Source organism: Tamaricihabitans halophyticus (assembly GCF_004340875.1).
GTDB lineage: Bacteria > Actinomycetota > Actinomycetes > Mycobacteriales > Pseudonocardiaceae > Tamaricihabitans > Tamaricihabitans halophyticus.
Map to the genome: position 1 here is coordinate 1 of NZ_SLXQ01000032.1, position 19,427 is coordinate 19,427.

Consider the following 19,427-nt stretch of genomic DNA (forward strand, 5'->3'; position numbering starts at 1 on the left):
TGAACACCCTATCCCTCCACTACGGAGACCGGATCAACGCACAGTAACCAGGTAGGCAATCACCAGCCCGCCCACGAAGTTCCTGACACTCCCCCACCCGACACGCCGAACCGCGCCCTCTTAACCAGCGGGTTAGCCGAGCTCAACTAGCCCTCCCAAAGCGACAGCGGATCGCCACGCGAACGCCAGATGCCAAAGCTGCCAGAACGCCACGAACGCGAACACGCCCACCGACGACCCCACGGCCACTTGGACTTCGCGCCAGAACAACATCCGGAACGGCGACCATCGACCACCTACCCAGATCCAAGCCCGCCAGAGCGACACGAAACCCAGCGCCACCACAACAAACGACCCTGACTTGCCCCAGCCACCAACAAACCTGCACCGCGCAACGGCCACAGCAACGAACCGCGGACGTCAGTGGGAGGCAGAACCTGGGAGGATTCTGGGAGGATCAACCTGACCTGAAGCGCACCGAACAGTACCCAAACCCGCCCAATGGCAGCGCCACAACCTGCAGGATCTCGATTTCCGCAGGTCAGGAAACTAACGGCGGCTACCTTGACACGGTAGAGGTCACTGGTTCGATCCCAGTATCGCGCACCACCTGTTACCGCAGGTCAAACCCCCAGCGGTGATCATCACCGGTTGGGGGTTTTGTCGTGTTTGGGAGCACAATGGGAGTAGTTGATCATGGCTTACCGTGTTCACACCATCTGCTTCCTTGTATCGACACCGACACCACCACCGATCACCAGCGAGCCATGCTCGAGGCCGAACGCGACCGCATCATCACGCAGGTAGCACAGCTCACCGCCACGCTCGAACGCCAGCCGCCGCGTCTGAGCACACGCCCGTGCGACCCGACGGCTACCGCGACTCTCCTCACCGCACCGATCCCGCCGCATCGTGGTGATGAAGCGGCACCGCACGTTCGAAGGGATCACACCCGGACCTCAACGTCGTCGTGGCCATGGCCGGGATCATGGCCCCCGGAGGACGTGACCGAGCCCGACTTCCTGGACACTGCCGTCCACATAGTCGACACCAACGTGATCGGCCCGATCCGCCTCGTCGCTGCCTTCACCGAGCTCCTCCAGTCCCGCGACATCGGTGAAGTGGTGGAGCTCTGCACACCAGCGATCCGCACCGAACTCATACCCGGAGGCTCCCAGGTCGAGGCCCACTATCCCCTGGCCGACTACATCGACGACACCTGGAAATCCTGGCAAACCAGCCCGACGTCACCGAGGTCGTCATCGACCGCGTCAAGCCGCTGCGCTTCGCCGAGGTCGAGAACCGCTACGCCGCCACGGTCGAGGTCCTCAACGCTCACAACTGAGCCTCGCGTCCCCGCGATCGGGACCGGCGTCTCGTGATGTGCGACACGACCACGCGGAGGCGATGAGCACGAGCCGGCCGACGTCCACAGCCGACACCGGCCCGGCATCACGGAACCAGGCGCGATGCCGACGCACATCTTTCGAGCCGCCAACGAGACCAACGCGGGCGCGTCGACCCGGAACGTGTCCGCATCAGCCCCGGCGACGGGGATCGCGCGGAACGCGTGTTCGTGCCCACGGCACCTCGCCTGGAGCCGACCGCGATGGGGCTCCTCGAACCAGTCGGTGTCGCAGTTGACCACAGCGCCTGACACCGGTGTCTGGCGTGCCGAATACGCCTACACCCGAGTTGCCTCAGGCAGTCGTGCCTGCCAGCCGCACTCGACACTGGCCTCATCGGCATCGCTTCACGCCGGCCGGCGACAAGAGCCGTCGTTCAGCTGCCGAGTTGGTCGTGGTGGACAGCGGTGATCGCGCGCAGCTTGAGGTCGAGGTGCAGCATGAGCCTGTCGTCGCCGTTGTCGAGGCTGCAGCCGGTGATCTGCTCGACCCGTTTTAGCCGCTGGTAGCGCGTGGCCCTGTGAACGTGCAGCGAGTCAGCGGTGCGGATGTTGCCGCCGTGATCAAAGAACTCGGTCAGCGTGTCGAGCAGTACGTGATGTGTCCGCTCGCTCGATCTCCAGCAACGCCGGCACCTGCGCGGTGCTGAGCAGGTCGTTCATCGGCAGTCGCAGCAGCAGCTTGTAGGGCCCCAGCTCGCCCCACCGTGCCACGGTTCCGACTCCGGGCAACAGCACCGCGGCCCACGCCGCCAGAAACGCCTCCTGATGCGAGCTGGACACGGCGTCGAGCTTGCCGACCGTGCGGCCGAGGCCGAAAGACGGGATGCGAGTGGCGGTCGGTGAGCCACTGGAACCGACTGGTGCTTCGCTCGGCCACCGCGTCAACCAGTGCCCGGGTGGGAGGTTGCCGCTGAATGAGCAGGATCCAGCCCCGTGCCAGGTTGGCCACCATCAGCGCCACGTCGTCGGTGACAGTGCGCACGCCGTCCTCGATGGCCGCCTCGAACACGACCTGTTGCGGCGGAGCGGCAGCCTCGGCCGCACGGCACTGCACGGCAAGGACCGTGAAGTGGGCGCGGCGATCGTCGAACAACTGCTCGGCACGCAGGTCCTCGATCGCCTGCGCGCACGGCGACGTCGGGCGAGACGAGCTCGCGCAGGATGGCCTCGTGCCGCGCCTTGGAGCACTCGCGCAGCAGAAGCCCGCGATAGAGAACGGCGCCGGCCGCGACCGCGGCCTCGGCGGTGAGCTCGGTGTCGCCGAACACGCCGTGCTCGGCGATGAACCAGAGGTATCCCAGCATGCCGCTGCACCGCACCGGCGCGCACAACCTCGGCTTGGCGCCCTCCACGTGGACCACGCGGGTGCGCTCCACCGGGCGATGCCCAGCGCGAAGAGGTCATCGGTGAGCTTGGACTCCACGGCCCGGTTGAGTACCGAACCGATGCGCACCGCGTCCTCGTCGCCGACGTGACGACTGGCCGCGAGGAGCCGGATCGAGGGGTCGTCCACAATAGACTGAAGATCAGTGTCGGACATCGGCACCCATCACTTCACAGGCCTCGCGTCGAGTTCCGACGCTACCACCATCTACGATGGACCGTCATCCCATCACGGTTCCGGAACTGTCCTCGTTGCGTGTCCGCTTGCGTGAGAACGCACCGAAGTCGATGCACAGCCCGGTGTGCGCGCCCTGGTACTGGACCGGGTTCGCGTCGTGATCGGCTCCCGATTCGACCTGCTCGATCAGCGCGCTCATCACACGACCAACGACCGGCGCGTTCTTGAACTGGTTGCCGCTGGTTCCGATGGCCACGTAGAACCCGGACAGTCCGGTCCGATCGTAGATCGGCGTCCAGTCGTCGGCGACGTCGTAGACACCGACCACGCCACGCACGTGCCCGGTTGGGCACGCGCATTCGTGGCAGCCGTCTGGCCGCGCGCGTCACCTGCGCCTCGAACACCGCCATGGTCGGGTTCGGCTTCGCATCGTCAGGATCGTCGAGCCACTGCAACGGATCACACTCCGGCTCGGTGCCGCCGACCAACAGTCCACCACCGACCTCGCCACGAAAGTAGGTGCCAAGATCCATGTCGGCCACCGCCGGTCCCACCCCGCCGTTCGGATGGTAGTCCTCGGGCGCGAGCACGTGCGCGACCTCCTGCCGCATCGGCCGCAGTCCGACGGTGAAGTCCGCTCCGACACCGGCCAACTCGTTGAGCTTGCCCGACCACGGCCCTGCCGCGTTCACCACGACCGGCGCCACGATCCGTGTCCCGTCGGCCAGCACGACCGCGTGAACCCGGCCGGCCACCGACTCGACCCCGGTCACGGCGGCACGGAACCGGAACTCCGCACCCTCCTTCACTGCGGCGGTCGCGAGGTTCCGCGCGGCCAGCTGGGGATCGGTGACGTAACCGGCGTCCGGGGTGTAGACGCCTCCCAGCGTGCCGGTGGCGTCGGACCAGAACTCCTCGCTGTCGACGCGCGTGGGCGGCCAGTAGCGGCCGGTGTCGATCCCCGGCACACGCTGCGCCAACGTCGCATCGTCCCACTCCTCGTACGGAACGCCGACCTCGTCGAACAACGGGAGCCAACCCGAACGCGGAGCCAGGTCCACGTCGAGCATGACCAGGCCGCTGCGCTCGAACTTGGCCAGTTCCCCGACGTCGTGGCCGAGGTGATCGGCCCAACCTGACCAGCAGAACTGTGACTCCCAGGCCACCGCCACCCCGGCCAAGGCCGAGAAGTTGTACCGGATCACGGCGCTCGACGCGCTCGTCGAGCCCTGGCCAACCCCACCCACGCGGTCGACCACGACCACCTGGCGGCCCGCTCTTGCCAACTCGAGCGCGACGGCCGAGCCGATCACCCCCGCGCCAACCACAACGGCGTCCGGGCGGATTTCCGCGCTCATCGTGTCCTCCCTACGGCCCCGTGCGGTCACCGGACCCTCTCCCCGTCTCTGCGGTCCCTTAAGACAAGAGAAGCATCGTCATCATGCGGCAAGCGTCAGCGCGCCTGCTCAGGCTGCTGTCCCTGCTGCAGTCCCACCGGAAGTGCTCGGGCACCAAGCTGGCCGAGCGGCTGGAAGTCACCACCCGCACCGGCCATGCCTCCCGGCCTGACGTCGAGCCGCAGGAAGCCGGCAGTGGTACCTGGTTGGCTGGGACGTCGACCGGCTCGACCTCAAAAGCCGAGGTTCACACCGCACGAACCGCCGGAGGGCGGCGTCACGGGTATCGACAGTGGTCAGCCATAGCGCCGACGCCAACGGGTGATCGGACGCGCCCGACGCCCCATGCCGAACGATCGCTAAGCGCCTGGCATTTCTCGAAACTCAGATCGAGGCTGTGGCCACGTCATCGAAGCCGACGCCGTCGACGAAGAGTCCGGGTGCCATTCAATGTGATCTTCAAACCCGGGGTCCAGTCCACCGTGCTACACCGGCGGGCGGGCGGAGACCCAGGTAGGACTCGAACCGATGATGTCAGCGGTTTGAACAACGACGAGCTGGTGCGCCGCCGGGGCTCGAACCCGGAACCTATGGATTAAATGCTGGTGTTCTGTCAACTTCAGGATCAAATTCTCGATTGCTCACGGGCAGTCTGGGCTCCGTTATGTCCCCATTCTTCCTGTCGTGCTCCACCGGGTGTGGAACACCAGACGACCCGGCAGCTACCCGTCCCCGCACCTTGCCGATGACAAGCGTCGTCGCCCTCGAAGTGTCGCCATAGGACCAGCCCTGCGTGCGTGGAGCCGGGGTGTGTCTGTCGAACGGCTCTGTCGCTGACCTTGTGATGTTTCTTAGCTGGTAGGGAGAATGCGGTGAAGGGTTGCCCCGAATGGCCGAGAAATCGTGCTGTTGCTACTCGCCTGGCGAGCTAAGGTCAGGTTCACATCTTGCGGACAGCAACTGCGGAAACCGCGGTCATCATTCCCACGCAGCAAGCGGTCAGCATGAGAACTTCCAGTACCGGCAGGACGAGCGGCGTATCCGGAACACTCGTTCGCAACGCGGCCCATGCCGCCACAGACGTGCCGAAGGCGATCACACCCCCTAGCACGGCACCTCCCAGGCCGAGGGCGATCGATTCGTGGCGCACCATGTCCCGCAGCTGGCCGGCGTTGGCGCCGAGGAAGCGCAGCGACGTGAATTCGTGGCGGCGCGACCGGAAGGCCATCGCCGTCGTGTTGGCGATCGCCAGCAGCGTGTAGATCAACGCGAACCCGCTGAGCAGCCACGATCCGGACTGCATCCCGCTGCTTTGTTCCTTGATCAGCGGTTCCAGCCAATCCTCGGTACCGGTCACCTGTGAACCGGGCAACCGTTTGGCCACGGCATCCCGCGCCTGCTTCGGGTCATCCGGGGCAGAGACGTGCACCGTCGTGGTTTCGGCCGGAACGAAGTCCCTCGCCACCAACATCGACTGGATCAGCGCGTTGTCTTGATAGGTTGCGACGACCCTTACCTGATGCGAGGCACCATCGGGCAGCCGCATCGAGTACTCGCCGCCCAACTCCCAGCCCATGGACCCGGCAAGGCTCCGGCCGATCATCACCGCGGGGCCACGCAATTGGTCTGGCGAACCAGCGATGTCACTCAGCCGCAAGGCTGACTGCATGGTTCCCGGGTCCACGACGGTGGCGCTCACCGGCTGGTCCCATAGGCCGTCGGCGGCCACGGTCCGAACCCGGGCGTCGCCGATCGTGCTTACGCCTTCCACCCCGGGTGCCTGCCTGGCCGCGGATACTGCAGTGTCCACGTTGCCACTAATCACGAAATCGCTGGCGTACAGCTCGCGGATACTGGTATCGGTCGCGGCGGACATGACCAGCGATACGCCAAGCAAGGAGCCACAAATGCCTACGGCAAGCAAAACCGGCGCGGAAGTCGCTGCCGTACGCCGGACTCCGGTGCGCAGGTTCGCTCCCGCCAGCATGCCGGTCGCCGAGGTGTCGCGCGTGAACGACGAGTAGAGCCGGCCGACGAACACGGGCGCCAGCAACACGGCCGCGATGACGAAAGGCTCGGCCAGAAACACCACGATCGGGATCTGCACATCGCCGTCGAGACTGGGCAGGATAACGATCTCGGCGATCCCAATACCGAGGAACAGCAAGCCCATGAACCAGCGCTTACCGGTCATCACGCGGGTGTCGACATCAACGTCACGCAACGCGGTTAGCGGCCTGAGCTTACTCGCACGCCGCGCGGCCGATCCGGCGCCGAACCACGTCACGATCAATCCGGTTGCGAAGGCCACCGGCAACGCAACGTACATAGTCGCTCCGGAAAGCTGCAGCTCGAATCCATCCGGCGCGACGCCGACCAACACCAACAAACCGGCCAGCCCGGTCCCGAGTAACAACCCGAGCAGGCACCCGACAATGGCGCCGAGAAGGCCGACAAGCAGCGCCTCCGCCCGGACCAGCCGCCGTACTTGTTTCGGTGTAGCCCCGACCATTCGTAGCAGCGCCAGTTCCCGCGCTCTTGTCGCAACGGCGAACGCGAACGTACTGGCCACAATGAAGACCGAAAGGAACGCGGTAAGCCCGGCCATAAAGCCGATAACGGAAGAAACGGCGTCAAGCGCTTCTTTGTCCTCGCCAGTGAGCTGAATCGATCCGGCCGAGGTGATGACGGAAACCGCGGCGGTGAGCATCGCCGAGCCGAGCACGAGCGCGACGAACGACCCGACGAACGCGGACTTGCGGCTCCGCAACGTCTGGCCGGCCAGTACCAGCATGTCAGGCTCCCCCGGATTCCAGCAGGGCCATGCGCGCGGCAACTTCCTTGGCAGTCGGCAGGTCCAGCACATCGACAAGCTGCCCGTCGGCAAGGAACAGCACTTAGTCACTGACCGCTGCGGCCACTGGGTCGTGTGTCACCATTACGGTGGTGCGGCCATGCTGGTCGACCATCCACCGCAGCAGCTCCAACACCTCGCGCCCGGACTTCGAGTCCAACGCGCCGGTCGGCTCATCGGCGAACAGGACGTCTGGCGCGCTCGCCAGAGCCCGGGCGAGCGCCACGCGCTGCCGCTGGCCACCGGATATCTCCGAAGGCCGTCGACGGCGCAGGCTCTCCAAACCGACCCAAGACAGCACGCGCGAGATGTCGTTCCCTCTCGGTTTGTAACCAGCGAGCCGCTGGGGCAGCGCGACATTCTGCTCCACGGTGAGCGCGGGGAGTAGGTTGTAGTCCTGGAACATGAATCCGATCCGCATCCGCCGCAGCTCGGTGAGCTCCAGCTCGGATAACGTGGTCAGGTCGGCACCTGCCAGCAGCACGGACCCCGAGGTCGGGCGGTCCAAGCCCGAGGCACACTGCAGGAGCGTTGACTTACCCGAGCCGGACGATCCCATCACGGCGATGAAGGCACCTTGAGGAATGTCAAAGCTGACCTCACGCAACGCGTGCACGATGGTTTCCCGCTCGCCGTAGGAGCGGGACAGCGACACCACCCGCAGTATCTGGTCCGCCATACACATAGCCAACCCTGTGACTTCGACGAGGGCACTGGCCTCTGGCGGAGTCTTACGAGTATACCGTGCTCTACCCCACGGACACAGTTAGCGTGACCGTGGATAGTGACCGTAACATGCCTACAGTGAACGCTTCGGTAACCGGCTGAACCCGCACAACGGCGAGGAGACGTCCCGTTCCTGGCCGAATCGGATGACCACGAGCACATGCGCCGGGAAACGGCCTTCCGGGAGTTGCTTGTACCGCAGGCGATCGCGCCATTTCCTCAAGGAGGACATCCCGCTGGGCGCGCGGCTGGTACGGAGCGATTTCCCCTGGCCGATGTGGTCAGTCTCGGGCTCATCTACGCGGCCGTCTTCATCACCGGCACAGGTTCGGCGCTGCGCGTGACCGCGGCAGCAATCGTCGTGCCGCGCCTGTCGAACCCGCCGGTCCGGAACGGGTCAACTCGCCGGTGGTCACTGGGCAGATCGTGGGGACGGAACTGGCGGGCCCCGCAGCGGGCGGCTGGCTGTTCGGCGTGGCCGCGGTTCTGCCTTTCGCCATCAACACCGAAACGCTGGGCATCGGCATCATTCTGCTGCTAACACTCCCGAGCGTGTTCCGGCCGGTGCCCCGGAACAGGCAGCGCAGGACCAGCCTTCCACGATGGCGGCCACAAAACGCGACCTTCGCGATGGAGTTCGGTGGTTGTGGCGGCACCCCGAGATGCGGGACGTCACGATCGCCTCAGCCGTAGTATGCGCGATGGATGCCGCCTGGTTCGCGGTCCTCGTCCTGTACGTCACCGAGGCTCTACATCGAACGGCCGGCGTCTACGGCTTGCTCTTCGTCGTAGGAGCACTCGGCGGGATAGCGGTCGGCATACTGGGTGAGCACGTCCTGCGGCGCATTGGCCCGTGGCCCGCACTGGTCGTTTCCGGGCTGGTAATGGCACTGTCCCAGGTCGGACTCGGCCTCACCGACACCGTCGTCGTCGCCGCGGTCATGCTGTTCGCCAGCAGCGGAGCCTTCGCCCTGTTCAACATCACGGCCGTCACGATGCGACAGCGGCAGGTACCCACAGCGATGCACGGGCGCGTTTCCGGGCTGTGCCTCACCGTAAGCCGCAGCGCGGAGGTCCTGGGCGCACTCATCGGCGGCGCGCTGGCGAGCTCCGCGGGAATCCGCGCCCCTACGCTGTTCGGCGCGATACCCATTGCCGCTGTGGTGGTTTTCCTCGCATGGCAGTACCGATCCCGCCGGTACCCGTCAGCGACCTAAGGCCTGTCCGCAAAGCCAGAGGGTCTGTAACGCGAACGGCGCCTCTCGACGCGGTCGGCGACCTGAGTCGAACGCCGCTTGGTCGTGTGACGAGTATTCCCGCCGAAACGGGTTCAGCATCACAGGGCAGCTATCCCCGCACGATCGGGCTGTGCTCACTCCGGTTGATCAGTGTCCGGGGCTTCGAGGATGAGGTGACGGGTGCGGCGCAGGTGTTCCCTGGCAAGGCGCTGCGCACGGTCGACATCCCTTGCGGCGATCGCAGCGGCGATGGCGAGGTGCTCGGACCGCATGCGCTCCAGTTCGGCCGGATCGTCGTAGTGCTCGCGCTGATGCAACTGTCCCGCGAGTTCTGCCTGCTGACGCACCAGTCGTTCCAGGACGAAGTTCTGCGTCGCCTCCGCGATAGCGCAGTGGAACGCGAGATTGTCCTCCCATGAGGTCAACCGCGATGCCAGCAACCGCAACGATTCGGCCTGACCCGCGGTCCTGCGCTCGCACGCGAGCCCGGCCACCTGTACTTCCACCAGCGCACGCGCTTCAAGCAAATCTACGATCGAGGCCAGTTCGACCGAGGCACGCGGGGAACGCATCGTGTCGTCGACACCCTCGCGCAGATACCTGCCGGAACCTCGCACGGTCTGCAGCAGTCCACGCTCTTCGAGGATACCGAACGCTTGCCGCAGGACATTGCGGCTCACGCCGAACACGTCGGCAAGCTCTCGTTCGGTCGGCAACGGCTGACCTGGTTTCAGCCCCCGGGCCTCGACCAGCTTCAAGATCCCGTCGACCACTGCCTCGTAACGTCGCTGCGTTTGGGGAACATGCAGTGCCGAGTCCACCGCCTCGCCCACGTACTCCCTCACTTCCGGAATACCCGCTGAACCAGTTCGTCCGACCAGCATACCTCCTGGAGCCATGTCGTTGGTCCCCGATGCCCTGCGACCGCCGAACGGCTGCGGGACACGATGGAGCACGTCGGCTTGTCATCGAGGTAGAAGTTGCCAGCCGCGTGCGGCAGGGTGGCGTACGCGACTTCGACGGCGATCCTTTTGTCGGCGAACATCTCAGTACACCAAGCCAGGTGGACTTTTGGGTCACCCAATTGTACCGTCGGCTGAGGTCCGCGATCACATCCGGCCCTCAGTACGTCGATCGGCAGATCGGCTCAAGATCAGAACGGAGCCCCTGCACCATGAAAATCACGTCCGTCGAGGCGATACCGCTGGCGGTATCGTTCCGCTCGACGTTCCGGTTCGGCACCACCGACCGCTCCACCTCGCCCAACGTCGTCGTGCTCATCCGCACCGACGACGGGGTGACCGGCTACGGCGAGGCATGCCCCGTCCCCGCCTTCACTAGCGAAACCCAAGCCTCGATCGTCGAACTTGTCGAGCAGCGGATCTCCCCCGCGCTGAGCGGGCTCGACCCACGCAACCGGATCGCACTGCTAGCCGAACTGCACAAGATCCTGCGGTTCGCCCCATTCACCATCGCGGCGGTCGACACCGCACTGCTCGACCTCGTGGGGCGCGCGTCGGGTCTGCCGGTCCACGCGTTGCTGGGCGGCGCGTTCCGCACGCGGACCGAAGTCCACGGCTCGGTCGGCTGGGACGCCGACCCCGCCAAGGTCGCCGCGACCGCGGTCGAGCAGGCCGAGACCTACCGGTGGCTCAAGCTCTACGCCGGCAGGGGCGAACTCGACGCCGATATCGACCGCCTACAGGCCGTGCGTGACGCAGTCGGCCCCGAGACGAGGCTGTTCGTCGACATCAACGGCATGTGGTCACCTTCAGACCTCATGCGAGCGCTCCCCCGGATCCGGGAAATCGACCTGGTGATGCTGGAACAACCGCTGCCACCGTCCGCAACCGGCGCGATCCGCGACCTCGTCGCCAAGTTGGAGGTCGACGTCGTCGCGGACGAAAGCGTCCGCACCGTGACCGACGCGGCCGCCGTGGCCCGCGAGAACACCGCGACCGTCATCAATCTCGGCCATTCCAAGCTCGGCGGCCCCAGCACGGCCATGCACGCCGCGCACATCGCCCACGGCAACGGAATCGGACTAATGGTCGGCAGTGTCATCGAAATGGGACTGGCCACCGCCATGGGACTGCACATCGCCGCGGCGCTCCCGAGCCTGGCCTACCCTTCCTATCTCATGGGACCGCTGAAGTACCGCCAGCAGATCACCCAAGAGCAGGTCGAGGTCCTCGATGGACACATCGCCATCCCCGAAGGGCCAGGCCTGGGCGTCACCGTCGACGAAGATGCGCTCCGCGAGCTCGACGCACGCCGATGACCACACCCGGAAGGAGTATCACCTGATGGATCTCGGCATCCATGATCACGCCTTCGTCGTCACGGGCGGATCGGCGGGCCTCGGGGCCGCCACCGCCCGCGAGCTCCTAGCAGGCGGCGCGAAGGTGCTTCTCGTCGGACGCTCAGCGGAACGACTCGCCACGATAACGGCCGACCTCGGTGGAGACAGCAACACGGTCGCTACCCTCGCCGCCGATCTCGGCGATCCCGAGACGCCCCGCGAAGTCATGGAACTGGCGACGCGGCGATTCGGCCGGCTGGACGGCGGCTTGCTCAGCACCGGCGGACCGCCCCCCGGATTACTGCTCGACAGCACCGACGAGAACTGGGCCGAGGCCTACACCAGCACCTTCGCCGGTGTCGTACGCATGATGCGGTCGTTGGCTCAGCACCTCGTCGACCGCGACGCACCCGGATCGATAGCCTTGGTGCTGTCGTCCTCAGTACACGCCCCGATTCCAGGTTTGGCGCTGTCAAACGGATTCCGGCCGGGACTGGCGATGTTGGCCAAGACGCTCGCCGACGAACTCGGGGACAACGGCATCCGGGTCAACTCGTTACTGCCCGGTCTGATCCGTACCCAACGCAGCGAACAAGTCGCCAGGCGAGCAGGTGAAGAGGCGACCAGGCAACGCCTCTCCGCCATCCCGCTGGGCCGCGCGGGCGAACCCGAGGAGTTCGGCAGGATCGCCGCATTCCTGTTGTCACCGGCGGCGTCCTACCTCAACGGCGTAGCGTTGCCCGTGGACGGCGGCGCCCGGCGCGGGATTTGAGTAAGGGGCCCGCCGATCGACGGCGGGCCCCTTACTCAAATCCCTTATGTGGCAAGATAATCTCGCAACCGATCCAAGCCCAGTCGCAGTGCATCGAGGTCGGTGGCGAACGAGATCCGAACATGTCCCTCACCTGATGGCCCGTACTCCCAGCCCGCTCTCACCAGCACGCCGCGCTGTGCCAGGCGCATGGTGAACGCACGGGAGTCAGTGACGCCCTCGATCCGTGGAAAGGCATAGAAGGCGCCTTGCGGCCTGGCGAGAGTCACACCTTCTAGCCCCTCCAACGCGTCGACAACCAAGTCTCTGCGCTCCCGGAATCCCGCGACAAGCGTGGCAAGGTGGTCCGCCGGAAGTTCCAGTGCCACGTGCGCGGCATCCTGGACGAACGTGTTCAGCGCCCCGTTGATCGAGCGATGGATCAGGTTGACGTCAGCCGCCAGTTCCTCCCCGCACGCGACCCAGCCCAAGCGCCAGCCGGTCATCGCATAGCTCTTGGAAAACGTCCCGCAGCAGACCACGTTCGGATGCGTGGCCGACAGCGACAGTGCCGACGTGAACGTGCCCGCGTCGAAGACGATGTCGCGATAGGCCTCATCGACCAGTACCCAGGCGCCGTGGGCGGCCGCGAGATCGGCGAGGCCCCGGAGATCGGACTCGGACAGAATACGGCCGGTCGGATTGCTCGGGTTGCACAGCATCACGAGCTTCGAGCCGGGAACGAGCTCCGCCAGCCGGTCCAGGTCAAGCCCGCCCTCGGGCAGCGTCGATACCCAGTCCACGTTCCCGCCCGCCATCGCAACGTGATCGGCGTAGAGCGAGTAGGTGGGTTCGGGCAGCACTACCCGGTCACCCTGGTCCACCAAGGCGAGTACCACCGCGGCAAGCCCCGCGCTCGCACCGTGCGTGAGCACGACCCCGGCTTCGGTCACACCGTCGCCCAGGTGCCGGGCCACTCTTGCCCGCAGACTCGGATCGCCGGTCAGTGGCGCGTACCGGGTACGGCCGCGGCGCAGCGACGTGATCGCCGCGTCCACGACGACCTCTGGGGTGCCGCCGAACGGCTCGCCCATCGCGAGCGAGACGGTGCCTTCGGGGACGATGCCCAGTGTGGACGGACGACGCGACGCCACGTGCAGGCGTCCTGGCAAGTTGGCAGTAGTGGATTCCGTGGGAGGCACGATCATCATTCACCTTTCGCATCGGGGCAAGGGCTCAGGAATGGTCGACGGGCTGTCGCGCGACCTTGCCCTGACGGGCGGCGTTACGGGCCCGCGCGGCACGCACGACAGGCAGTGCAATAGCGACGAGCGTGAGCACCAACAGCGTGAGCGACACCGGCTGCAGCACGAACGAGAACGAGCCGTCGTTGATGATCAGCGCCCTACGCAATCCCGACTCGGCGATAGGGCCTAGCACCAGGCCGACGACCAGCGGAATGACCGGGATACCGCCTTTGAGCATGAGGTACCCGACAACACCCGCAACGACCATCACCGCGATATCGAACACGTTGTAGCGCAGAGCGTAGGCACCCAACACGCTCAGCACGATGACCACAGGCCACATGATGTTCGGCGGCACCTTCAGCACCGATCCCCACAACCGCGTGCCGAGCAATCCAGCCAGCAGGGTCAGCAGGTAGATGACCACAAGGCCGACGAACAGCCCGTAGACCAAGTCGGGGCTGCTCGAGAACAACCGGGGTCCTGGCTGGATCCCTTGCACCGTCAGCGCTCCGATCAGCAGCGCCGTCGCCGCGTCGCCCGGCACGCCGAGGGTCAGCATCGGGGCGATCCCACCCGCGATGCTGGCGTTGTTCGCCGCCTCAGCGCTGGCGACCCCGCGCGGATCGCCCTTGCCGAACCGCGATTTGTCATGGGCAAAGCGCTTGGTGTGGTCGTAGGCAAGGAAAGAGGCGACCGTGCCGCCCGCCCCCGGTGCGACCCCGACCAGGAAACCGCTCAGCGAGGACCACCAGGTCGCCGGCGCCAGCGCGCGCCATTCCTTTCCCGAGAGCCCAAACGACCCCGCGGTGGCCGGTTTCTCCCGCCCGCGATGCATCCGCTCGTACTGCACCAGCGCCTCGGCCACTCCGAAAAGTCCAATCAGGACAGGAATGAAGGACACGCCGGACAGCAGTTGGGGCATGCCGAAGTCGTATCGGGCGTATGCCTGGATCGGGTCGAGACCGATGAACGCCAGCGACAACCCGATCAGGGCACTAAGAGCGCCCTTGAGCACCGCCCCATCGGATAGCGACACGATCACAGCCAACGCGAACACCGCCAGCATGAAGTACTCGGCGGAACCGAAAGACAGCGCGAAATCCGCCATCACCGGCGCCAGCATCGCCAATAGCACCACGCCGATGACTCCACCGATGACCGAGCACACCAGTGAGATCGACAGTGCCTTGCCTGCCTCACCTCGTGCGGCCATCGGGCCGGCGTCGATGACCGTCGCCGCCGCACCGGGCGTTCCGGGTATGCGCAACAGAATGGCCGGAATCGCACCGGAATAGAGCGCACTGCCATAGAGGCCCAGCAACAGCATGAGCCCGGGAACAGGGTCCAGCGCGAACGTGAACGGCAACAGGACGGCGATGCCCATCGTGGCCGAGAAGCCGGGAATTGCCCCGACGAACATGCCGAGTACGACACCGACCGCCATCAACAACAGCGACAGCGGCGAGAACGCGGCGGCGAGCCCCTCCATCCAGTTGCTCATGATGGCAGAACCCCGGACAGCGGCCCGGGCGGGAGCGCGACTTGTAGCCCGGCGTCGAAAATGTAGAAGAGCCCGATCCCGATCAGGGGCGGGAGGAGCACGAGTTGCCACCCCCGCCGCACCCCGCCGTTGATCAGCGTTGCCAGCAGGAACAACGTGGTGGCCAGTACGAAACCCAGCCCCGTGAAGACCACTGCGTACCCAATCATCGCCACCACGATCAGCCCGACCCTTCGTGCGGCGGAGCCGGTCGGCAGCGGCGTTCCCACAGGGCGGCGGAGCAGCAGCCAGCCAGCGATCACGATGACGAGGGCCGCTGCCGCGCTTGGCAGCGCCCCCGACCCCGGGTCGGATGGTTCGCGAGCAGCGGGGAACCCCAGCGCCATGGCCAGCCAGAGAATTCCCGTGCTCAGGAAGACCAGCAGCGGAAGCGCGCCCGCCAGCGCACCGGCAAGACTTTCCTGGCCACCGTGAGCCACCGGACCGGAGAGGCACCCATCATCGACTCCGTGGGCAGTCTTCCCCGCAGTCACGGTCGGATCAACCGAGGTCAAGGGACGTCACCAACTCTCCCGCTCGCCGGAAGTCCGCGGCCAGCCAACGCTGGAACTCCGCGGCGTCCTGATAGCTCAGGCCGTATCCCTGGTCCCGCATCCACGCCTGAAATCCCTTGTCGCGATACGCCTCGGCCATGCAGGCGTCGAGGCGGTCAACCACGGGCTGCGGAACGCCGGGGGCTACTGCGAGCCCGCGCCATACCGTCGAAACCCAGTCGATGCCCGACTCCTTGAGCGTCGGCACGTCAGGAAGGAACGCCAGGCGTTCATCGCCCATCACGGCCAACGGACGCACCGAACCCTGTTCGATCTGAGTGCGGGACTCCACACCGCTGATCGACGTCGCGTCGACTTCACCGCCGAGCAGCGCGATCAGGGCAGGACCCGCACCTTCGTAAGGGACGTTCACCATCGGCGGCACATCGGCGGCACGGGCCATGCCCGCGAAGGACAGCTCCCAGATCGAGCCGCTACCGCTAGTGCTGACGAGCAACCGTTCACCGTCGCGTGCCGCGGCCAGGAAATCCTCGATGCTCCGGTAAGGCGAGCCCGCGGCCACCGACAGCACCGAAGGATCCTCGTTGATCTTCGCGACGGCGGTGATGTCCTCCGGCGACACGTCCGATATTCCGAAATGGCTGGCCAGCAGCGTGCTGGAGGTCGCGAGGACTAAGGTATAACCGTCCGGCCGGGCGGCGAGCCCCTCCGTGAGCCCGACCAGTCCGCTCCCGCCGGACTTGTTGGTCACGATGATGTTCGTGCCGCAGGTGCGCTCGGCCGCTGCGGCGAGGCGTCGTGCGAGCTGGTCGGTGCCTCCGCCCGCGTCGAAGGGCACCACGAACTCGATTCCCCTGGTGGGGTAGTGACCTCCTCCACTGGATTGCGTCTCGTCCGTGGAGTCACTGCCCGCACAACTTCCGGTCAGCAGCACCGCCACCGCGGCTCCGGCTGCCCACTGGCGCGTCCCGGCCCTGGGCCGCCGACACCCCGCTCTCCGCTGGACCACGTTGTCTCAACCTCCGCCTCGGGCAGGACTGCACTGTCTCCGAATCACTCGGATCTCTTTTGGCCTACCGGGTGACCCAATATAGGGACACTAGGGTCGCCTTCCGCGACTGTCAACGCGACTAGTGAGTGCCTTCCTGTTTTGCCTGCTCGGTGGTCACCCCGGCGGTCGCCCAGTGCGTGTCCGGCACTTCACGGAGCAGAATTCGCACGCGGTCACGGGAAACGCCGAGGGAACTGTGGGTGGCCTCGGTCAACTCCTCCACCAGTGCACGCAACTGGTCGGTCGTGCGACCCGGACTGAGGGAGACGTCGATGATGGGCATCAGAACTCCTGGAAATCGTCGGGCTGGTTCGGAGACCACGCCCAATATTGGGTGAACCAATTTCACAGGCTAGAAAACTGGTCCCTTGCGGTCAACCTGACTGGGCGTGAGCGCGACGACTCAGTCACGGCGTAGTTCGATCCCAGCGGTTTCCTCAAGCTGCTTGACCGCCAGCAGTTGGCCACCGTCGCCGTAGGTCAAGTAGGCGCGGCACATCAATTGCTCCACGATCGCCGACAGCTCGAGAGGCACACCGACCTCACGGCCCAGATCGACGGCCAGCCGGACGTCCTTCATGGCCAGTGCGAGGCGGAAGTACTCCTTGTAGTCACCAGCAAAGACGTTCTGTGCGGCATCGTTCTCCAGGAACGCGCTACTCGCTCCGCTGCCGACCAGCGCATCGTGGAGCAAGCGCAGGTCAACGCCCGCCTTCACCCCGAGCGCGAGCACCTCGGCCCCGGCCATGGCATGCAAGAAGAACCCGAGGTTGAGACACAGCTTGACCGCATACCCAGCCCCCTGCTCGCCGACGTGCAGGATTCGCTCCGGGTTCGCCATGGAGGCCAACACCTCGGCCGCACGCTCGAAATCCTCCGCACTGCCCCCCGCGAATACCTGCAGGGTCCCTGCCTCGGCTCCGGGAACTCCACCGGTGACGGGTGCATCCAGGACGGTCCAGCCACCATCCGGATGCGCGGACACGATCCGCCGCAATGTCTCCAGGCTGCTACTGCTCATGTCCACCCAGATCGCCCCCGGCTTCAACGCCGAGGCCACACCGTCGCCGAGCATCACCGCTTCGATCTCCCGCGGCCCCGGCAGCATCGTGACCAGGACGTCCGCGTCGCTCGCGGTGTCGGCGGCGGACTCGCCGGCCATGGCGCCCGCACTCACCGCGGCCCGGACCGCGGCCGACTGGGCGTCGTAGGCGGTCACGCTGAACTTCGCGGCCACGTTGCGCACCATTCCCGCGCCCATCTTGCCGAGTCCGATAAAGCCGACCTTCATGTGCGTGTTCCTTCCGCTGTCGTGTGAATGCAGTGGCCGGTTCGACCCCGACGCCGTGGCATCCGACGGTCACGCCGGCCCAATCCGAACCGACGAGGATTATTGGGTGACCCGATTTTGATCCTAGCTCGTCTCCCGATCTCGTCAAGCACAGTCCTGACGAACGACTGCTCAGGCGGTTTCTCCGACGGGTCGGTGAAACCGTGCCCTCTCTGGCCCGCGGCCATCGCCTGGTCGGCGTCGCGGAGAAACTAACGGTAGACCACATCGGACAGTCGTTTTTTCAGGCATGCAGCCGGTTAATGGCCCGAGTGCGCTGCTTGATCAGATCGTCACGGTGCTTCACGCGCCTGGTTTCTGGGCCAGAGAGTTGGCGTTGGCCAGGCCTCGGCGGGTGAATCGGTCGATGATCTTTGAGGCGCCTACTCGGCTCAATGGGATCTCATCTGCGCCAGCAGCATCGATGCCGCCTGACTCAGCTGGCCCGCATCAACCCCGTCGCGGAGCTGGGTAGAGATCCCGAGCAGGAAGGTGTGCACCGCCGCCGATGCCGACAAGGGGTCGAGGTCCTGCTGGAGACTCCTGTCCGAGATTCCAGCCCGGACGCAGGCGGTGATCCGATCGCGGTCAGCCTGCCGCCGCAGCTGGACCGCTTCGCGGGCCGCGGCACTGTCTTCGGAGGCAGCTCCCACCACCGCGGAGAGTGCGACCAGGCACCCTGCGGGGTGGGAGGCCTCCGACTGCATAGCGATGGAGTCCAGGAGCATGGCCTCAAGAGCGTCGGCCGCAGGCCTCTCCCGAAGGGAGAGCTCCGTCACCTGACCGGGCCCGTCGATGTAGTGCTCCACGACGCGCCTGAAGAGCTCAGCCTTCGAGCTGAAGGCTCCGTAAAGGCTCGCTGAGGACAGACCCGTGGCCTCTCGAAGTTGGGCCAGGCTCGTGGCCTCGTACCCGTACTCCCAGAACGTCTCCATGGCCGCGTTCAGCACGCGCTTCTCATCAAACTTCCTGGGTCGGCCGGCAGGGGGCATCGGCACTCCTTTCGGACTGTTCGATCCAGTTTGACATGGCCGAGCCCTAGGGTTCAATATTGGATTGTTCATTCCAATATTGAAGGAGACTCCATGTCGGCATCCCCGGCCTTGTCCGTGGCCGAAGCGCCGCCCCGTCTCCCGGTCTTCGCCCTGGCCCTGATGGCGATGACCGGGTTCATCGTGATCATGACCGAAACGCTTCCGGCCGGCCTGCTGCCCCAACTTGTCAGCAGCTTCGGAGTCTCCGAGGGGACGGCTGGTCAGCTGGTATCGGCCTACGCCCTGGGTACCGTGCTGGCCGCGATTCCTGCCATCGCCATGACTCAGGGGATATCCCGCAAGCCGCTGCTCGTCACAGGTCTCCTCGGGTTCGTGGTGGCGAATACTCTGACCGCACTCGCGCCTACGCTGGTCGTCGCACTGGTTGCCCGATTCATCGGCGGCGCGTTCTCAGGTCTTCTGTGGGGGATGCTCGCCGGTTATGCGCGTCGGATCTCCGACCCTCGCGC

21 protein-coding genes and 1 pseudogene are annotated in these 19,427 nt (G+C 65.8%); 6 read left to right on the forward strand and 16 right to left on the reverse strand.

Annotated features, from left to right (window positions below):
• Positions 1 to 710: 710 nt before the first annotated feature.
• From EV191_RS29560 to EV191_RS29575, 5 genes are all read right to left on the reverse strand, one after another.
• Complete coding sequence (locus EV191_RS29560) at positions 711 to 950, reverse strand: hypothetical protein (protein WP_132881367.1); 240 nt, start codon at positions 948 to 950, stop codon at positions 711 to 713.
• Positions 951 to 986: 36 nt separating this feature from the next.
• Positions 987 to 1,190, reverse strand: coding sequence for a hypothetical protein (locus tag EV191_RS29565; RefSeq protein WP_132881369.1), 204 nt, complete (start codon positions 1,188 to 1,190; stop codon positions 987 to 989).
• Positions 1,191 to 1,204: 14 nt separating this feature from the next.
• Positions 1,205 to 1,339, reverse strand: a complete 135-nt coding sequence (locus tag EV191_RS30880; protein WP_279388482.1) for a hypothetical protein — start codon at positions 1,337 to 1,339, stop codon at positions 1,205 to 1,207.
• 443 nt (positions 1,340 to 1,782) lie between these two features.
• Positions 1,783 to 1,998 carry a helix-turn-helix domain-containing protein gene (locus EV191_RS31030; protein WP_132881395.1) on the reverse strand — a complete coding sequence of 72 codons (216 nt, stop codon included), beginning with the start codon at positions 1,996 to 1,998 and terminating at the stop codon, positions 1,783 to 1,785.
• On the reverse strand, positions 1,970 to 2,188 hold the full coding sequence (locus EV191_RS29575; protein ID WP_132881370.1) for a hypothetical protein: 219 nt from the start codon (positions 2,186 to 2,188) through the stop codon (positions 1,970 to 1,972). Before EV191_RS29575 ends, EV191_RS31030 begins: the two co-directional genes overlap by 29 nt.
• Before the next feature lie 134 nt (positions 2,189 to 2,322).
• Between EV191_RS29575 and EV191_RS29580 the strand changes: the two genes are divergently transcribed.
• Positions 2,323 to 2,883 carry a hypothetical protein gene (locus EV191_RS29580; RefSeq protein WP_132881372.1) on the forward strand — a complete coding sequence of 187 codons (561 nt, stop codon included), beginning with the start codon at positions 2,323 to 2,325 and terminating at the stop codon, positions 2,881 to 2,883.
• A gap of 106 nt (positions 2,884 to 2,989) precedes the next feature.
• Here the strand turns inward: EV191_RS29580 and EV191_RS29585 are convergent, their stop codons facing one another.
• The gene (locus EV191_RS29585; protein ID WP_132881374.1) at positions 2,990 to 4,327 is read right to left on the reverse strand and encodes an NAD(P)/FAD-dependent oxidoreductase; all 1,338 of its coding nucleotides are present in this window, start codon (positions 4,325 to 4,327) and stop codon (positions 2,990 to 2,992) included.
• An 83-nt stretch (positions 4,328 to 4,410) separates the two neighbouring features.
• On the opposite strand from EV191_RS29585, the pseudogene EV191_RS30770 reads away from it, so the two are divergent.
• Positions 4,411 to 4,545: pseudogene (locus tag EV191_RS30770) on the forward strand (HTH domain-containing protein); the annotation flags it as partial.
• A 761-nt stretch (positions 4,546 to 5,306) separates the two neighbouring features.
• On the opposite strand, the gene EV191_RS29595 reads toward EV191_RS30770, so the two are convergent.
• Both EV191_RS29595 and EV191_RS29600 read right to left on the reverse strand, forming a co-directional pair.
• Complete coding sequence (locus EV191_RS29595; protein ID WP_165913168.1) at positions 5,307 to 7,160, reverse strand: FtsX-like permease family protein; 1,854 nt, start codon at positions 7,158 to 7,160, stop codon at positions 5,307 to 5,309.
• Positions 7,161 to 7,263: 103 nt separating this feature from the next.
• Entirely contained in the window at positions 7,264 to 7,899 is a 636-nt protein-coding gene (locus tag EV191_RS29600; RefSeq protein WP_165913169.1) for an ABC transporter ATP-binding protein, read from the reverse strand.
• A gap of 649 nt (positions 7,900 to 8,548) precedes the next feature.
• On the opposite strand from EV191_RS29600, the gene EV191_RS29605 reads away from it, so the two are divergent.
• Positions 8,549 to 9,163 carry an MFS transporter gene (locus EV191_RS29605; RefSeq protein WP_132881377.1) on the forward strand — a complete coding sequence of 205 codons (615 nt, stop codon included), beginning with the start codon at positions 8,549 to 8,551 and terminating at the stop codon, positions 9,161 to 9,163.
• 155 nt (positions 9,164 to 9,318) lie between these two features.
• On the opposite strand, the gene EV191_RS29610 is transcribed toward EV191_RS29605, so the two are convergent.
• Positions 9,319 to 10,068 carry a FadR/GntR family transcriptional regulator gene (locus tag EV191_RS29610; RefSeq protein WP_165913170.1) on the reverse strand — a complete coding sequence of 250 codons (750 nt, stop codon included), beginning with the start codon at positions 10,066 to 10,068 and terminating at the stop codon, positions 9,319 to 9,321.
• 290 nt (positions 10,069 to 10,358) lie between these two features.
• Between EV191_RS29610 and EV191_RS29615 the strand changes: the two genes are divergently transcribed.
• Positions 10,359 to 11,465: a mandelate racemase/muconate lactonizing enzyme family protein gene (locus tag EV191_RS29615; protein ID WP_243659338.1), complete on the forward strand. Its 1,107-nt coding sequence runs from the start codon at positions 10,359 to 10,361 to the stop codon at positions 11,463 to 11,465.
• Positions 11,434 to 12,258, forward strand: coding sequence for an SDR family oxidoreductase (locus EV191_RS29620; RefSeq protein ID WP_243659335.1), 825 nt, complete (start codon positions 11,434 to 11,436; stop codon positions 12,256 to 12,258). Before EV191_RS29615 ends, EV191_RS29620 begins: the two co-directional genes overlap by 32 nt.
• A 44-nt stretch (positions 12,259 to 12,302) precedes the next feature.
• Here the strand turns inward: EV191_RS29620 and EV191_RS29625 are convergent, their stop codons facing one another.
• The 7 genes from EV191_RS29625 to EV191_RS29655 form a co-directional block, all read right to left on the reverse strand.
• The gene (locus EV191_RS29625; protein WP_165913171.1) at positions 12,303 to 13,391 is read right to left on the reverse strand and encodes a pyridoxal phosphate-dependent aminotransferase; all 1,089 of its coding nucleotides are present in this window, start codon (positions 13,389 to 13,391) and stop codon (positions 12,303 to 12,305) included.
• 82 nt (positions 13,392 to 13,473) lie between these two features.
• Positions 13,474 to 14,988: a tripartite tricarboxylate transporter permease gene (locus tag EV191_RS29630; RefSeq protein ID WP_132881384.1), complete on the reverse strand. Its 1,515-nt coding sequence runs from the start codon at positions 14,986 to 14,988 to the stop codon at positions 13,474 to 13,476.
• Complete coding sequence (locus EV191_RS29635) at positions 14,985 to 15,467, reverse strand: tripartite tricarboxylate transporter TctB family protein (protein ID WP_132881386.1); 483 nt, start codon at positions 15,465 to 15,467, stop codon at positions 14,985 to 14,987. The genes EV191_RS29630 and EV191_RS29635 overlap by 4 nt, the downstream gene beginning before the upstream one ends.
• Positions 15,468 to 15,528: 61 nt before the next feature.
• Entirely contained in the window at positions 15,529 to 16,482 is a 954-nt protein-coding gene (locus EV191_RS29640) for a tripartite tricarboxylate transporter substrate binding protein (protein WP_165913172.1), read from the reverse strand.
• A 190-nt stretch (positions 16,483 to 16,672) separates the two neighbouring features.
• Complete coding sequence (locus EV191_RS29645) at positions 16,673 to 16,876, reverse strand: tautomerase family protein (RefSeq protein ID WP_132881389.1); 204 nt, start codon at positions 16,874 to 16,876, stop codon at positions 16,673 to 16,675.
• Positions 16,877 to 16,996: 120 nt separating this feature from the next.
• A complete protein-coding gene (locus EV191_RS29650; RefSeq protein ID WP_132881391.1) occupies positions 16,997 to 17,884 on the reverse strand; it encodes an NAD(P)-dependent oxidoreductase in 888 nt (295 codons plus the stop codon).
• Between the two features lie 431 nt (positions 17,885 to 18,315).
• Positions 18,316 to 18,915, reverse strand: a complete 600-nt coding sequence (locus EV191_RS29655; RefSeq protein WP_132881393.1) for a TetR/AcrR family transcriptional regulator — start codon at positions 18,913 to 18,915, stop codon at positions 18,316 to 18,318.
• A 93-nt stretch (positions 18,916 to 19,008) separates the two neighbouring features.
• Here EV191_RS29655 and EV191_RS29660 point away from each other — a divergent pair.
• A partial coding sequence (locus tag EV191_RS29660) for an MFS transporter (protein ID WP_243659336.1) occupies positions 19,009 to 19,427 on the forward strand: 419 nt, incomplete at its 3' end.

Bases quoted from the DNA above. Each gene is read 5' to 3' on its own strand.
- EV191_RS29580 (WP_132881372.1), top strand. From the start codon at position 2,323: ATGAGCAGGATCCAGCCCCGTGCCAGGTTGGCCACCATCAGCGCCACG.
- EV191_RS29585 (WP_132881374.1), bottom strand. From the start codon at position 4,327: ATGAGCGCGGAAATCCGCCCGGACGCCGTTGTGGTTGGCGCGGGGGTG.
- EV191_RS29595 (WP_165913168.1), bottom strand. From the start codon at position 7,160: ATGCTGGTACTGGCCGGCCAGACGTTGCGGAGCCGCAAGTCCGCGTTC.
- EV191_RS29600 (WP_165913169.1), bottom strand. From the start codon at position 7,899: ATGGCGGACCAGATACTGCGGGTGGTGTCGCTGTCCCGCTCCTACGGC.
- EV191_RS29605 (WP_132881377.1), top strand. From the start codon at position 8,549: ATGGCGGCCACAAAACGCGACCTTCGCGATGGAGTTCGGTGGTTGTGG.
- EV191_RS29610 (WP_165913170.1), bottom strand. From the start codon at position 10,068: ATGCTGGTCGGACGAACTGGTTCAGCGGGTATTCCGGAAGTGAGGGAG.
- EV191_RS29615 (WP_243659338.1), top strand. From the start codon at position 10,359: ATGAAAATCACGTCCGTCGAGGCGATACCGCTGGCGGTATCGTTCCGC.
- EV191_RS29620 (WP_243659335.1), top strand. From the start codon at position 11,434: ATGCGCTCCGCGAGCTCGACGCACGCCGATGACCACACCCGGAAGGAG.
- EV191_RS29630 (WP_132881384.1), bottom strand. From the start codon at position 14,988: ATGAGCAACTGGATGGAGGGGCTCGCCGCCGCGTTCTCGCCGCTGTCG.
- EV191_RS29645 (WP_132881389.1), bottom strand. From the start codon at position 16,876: ATGCCCATCATCGACGTCTCCCTCAGTCCGGGTCGCACGACCGACCAG.
- EV191_RS29650 (WP_132881391.1), bottom strand. From the start codon at position 17,884: ATGAAGGTCGGCTTTATCGGACTCGGCAAGATGGGCGCGGGAATGGTG.
- EV191_RS29655 (WP_132881393.1), bottom strand. From the start codon at position 18,915: ATGCCCCCTGCCGGCCGACCCAGGAAGTTTGATGAGAAGCGCGTGCTG.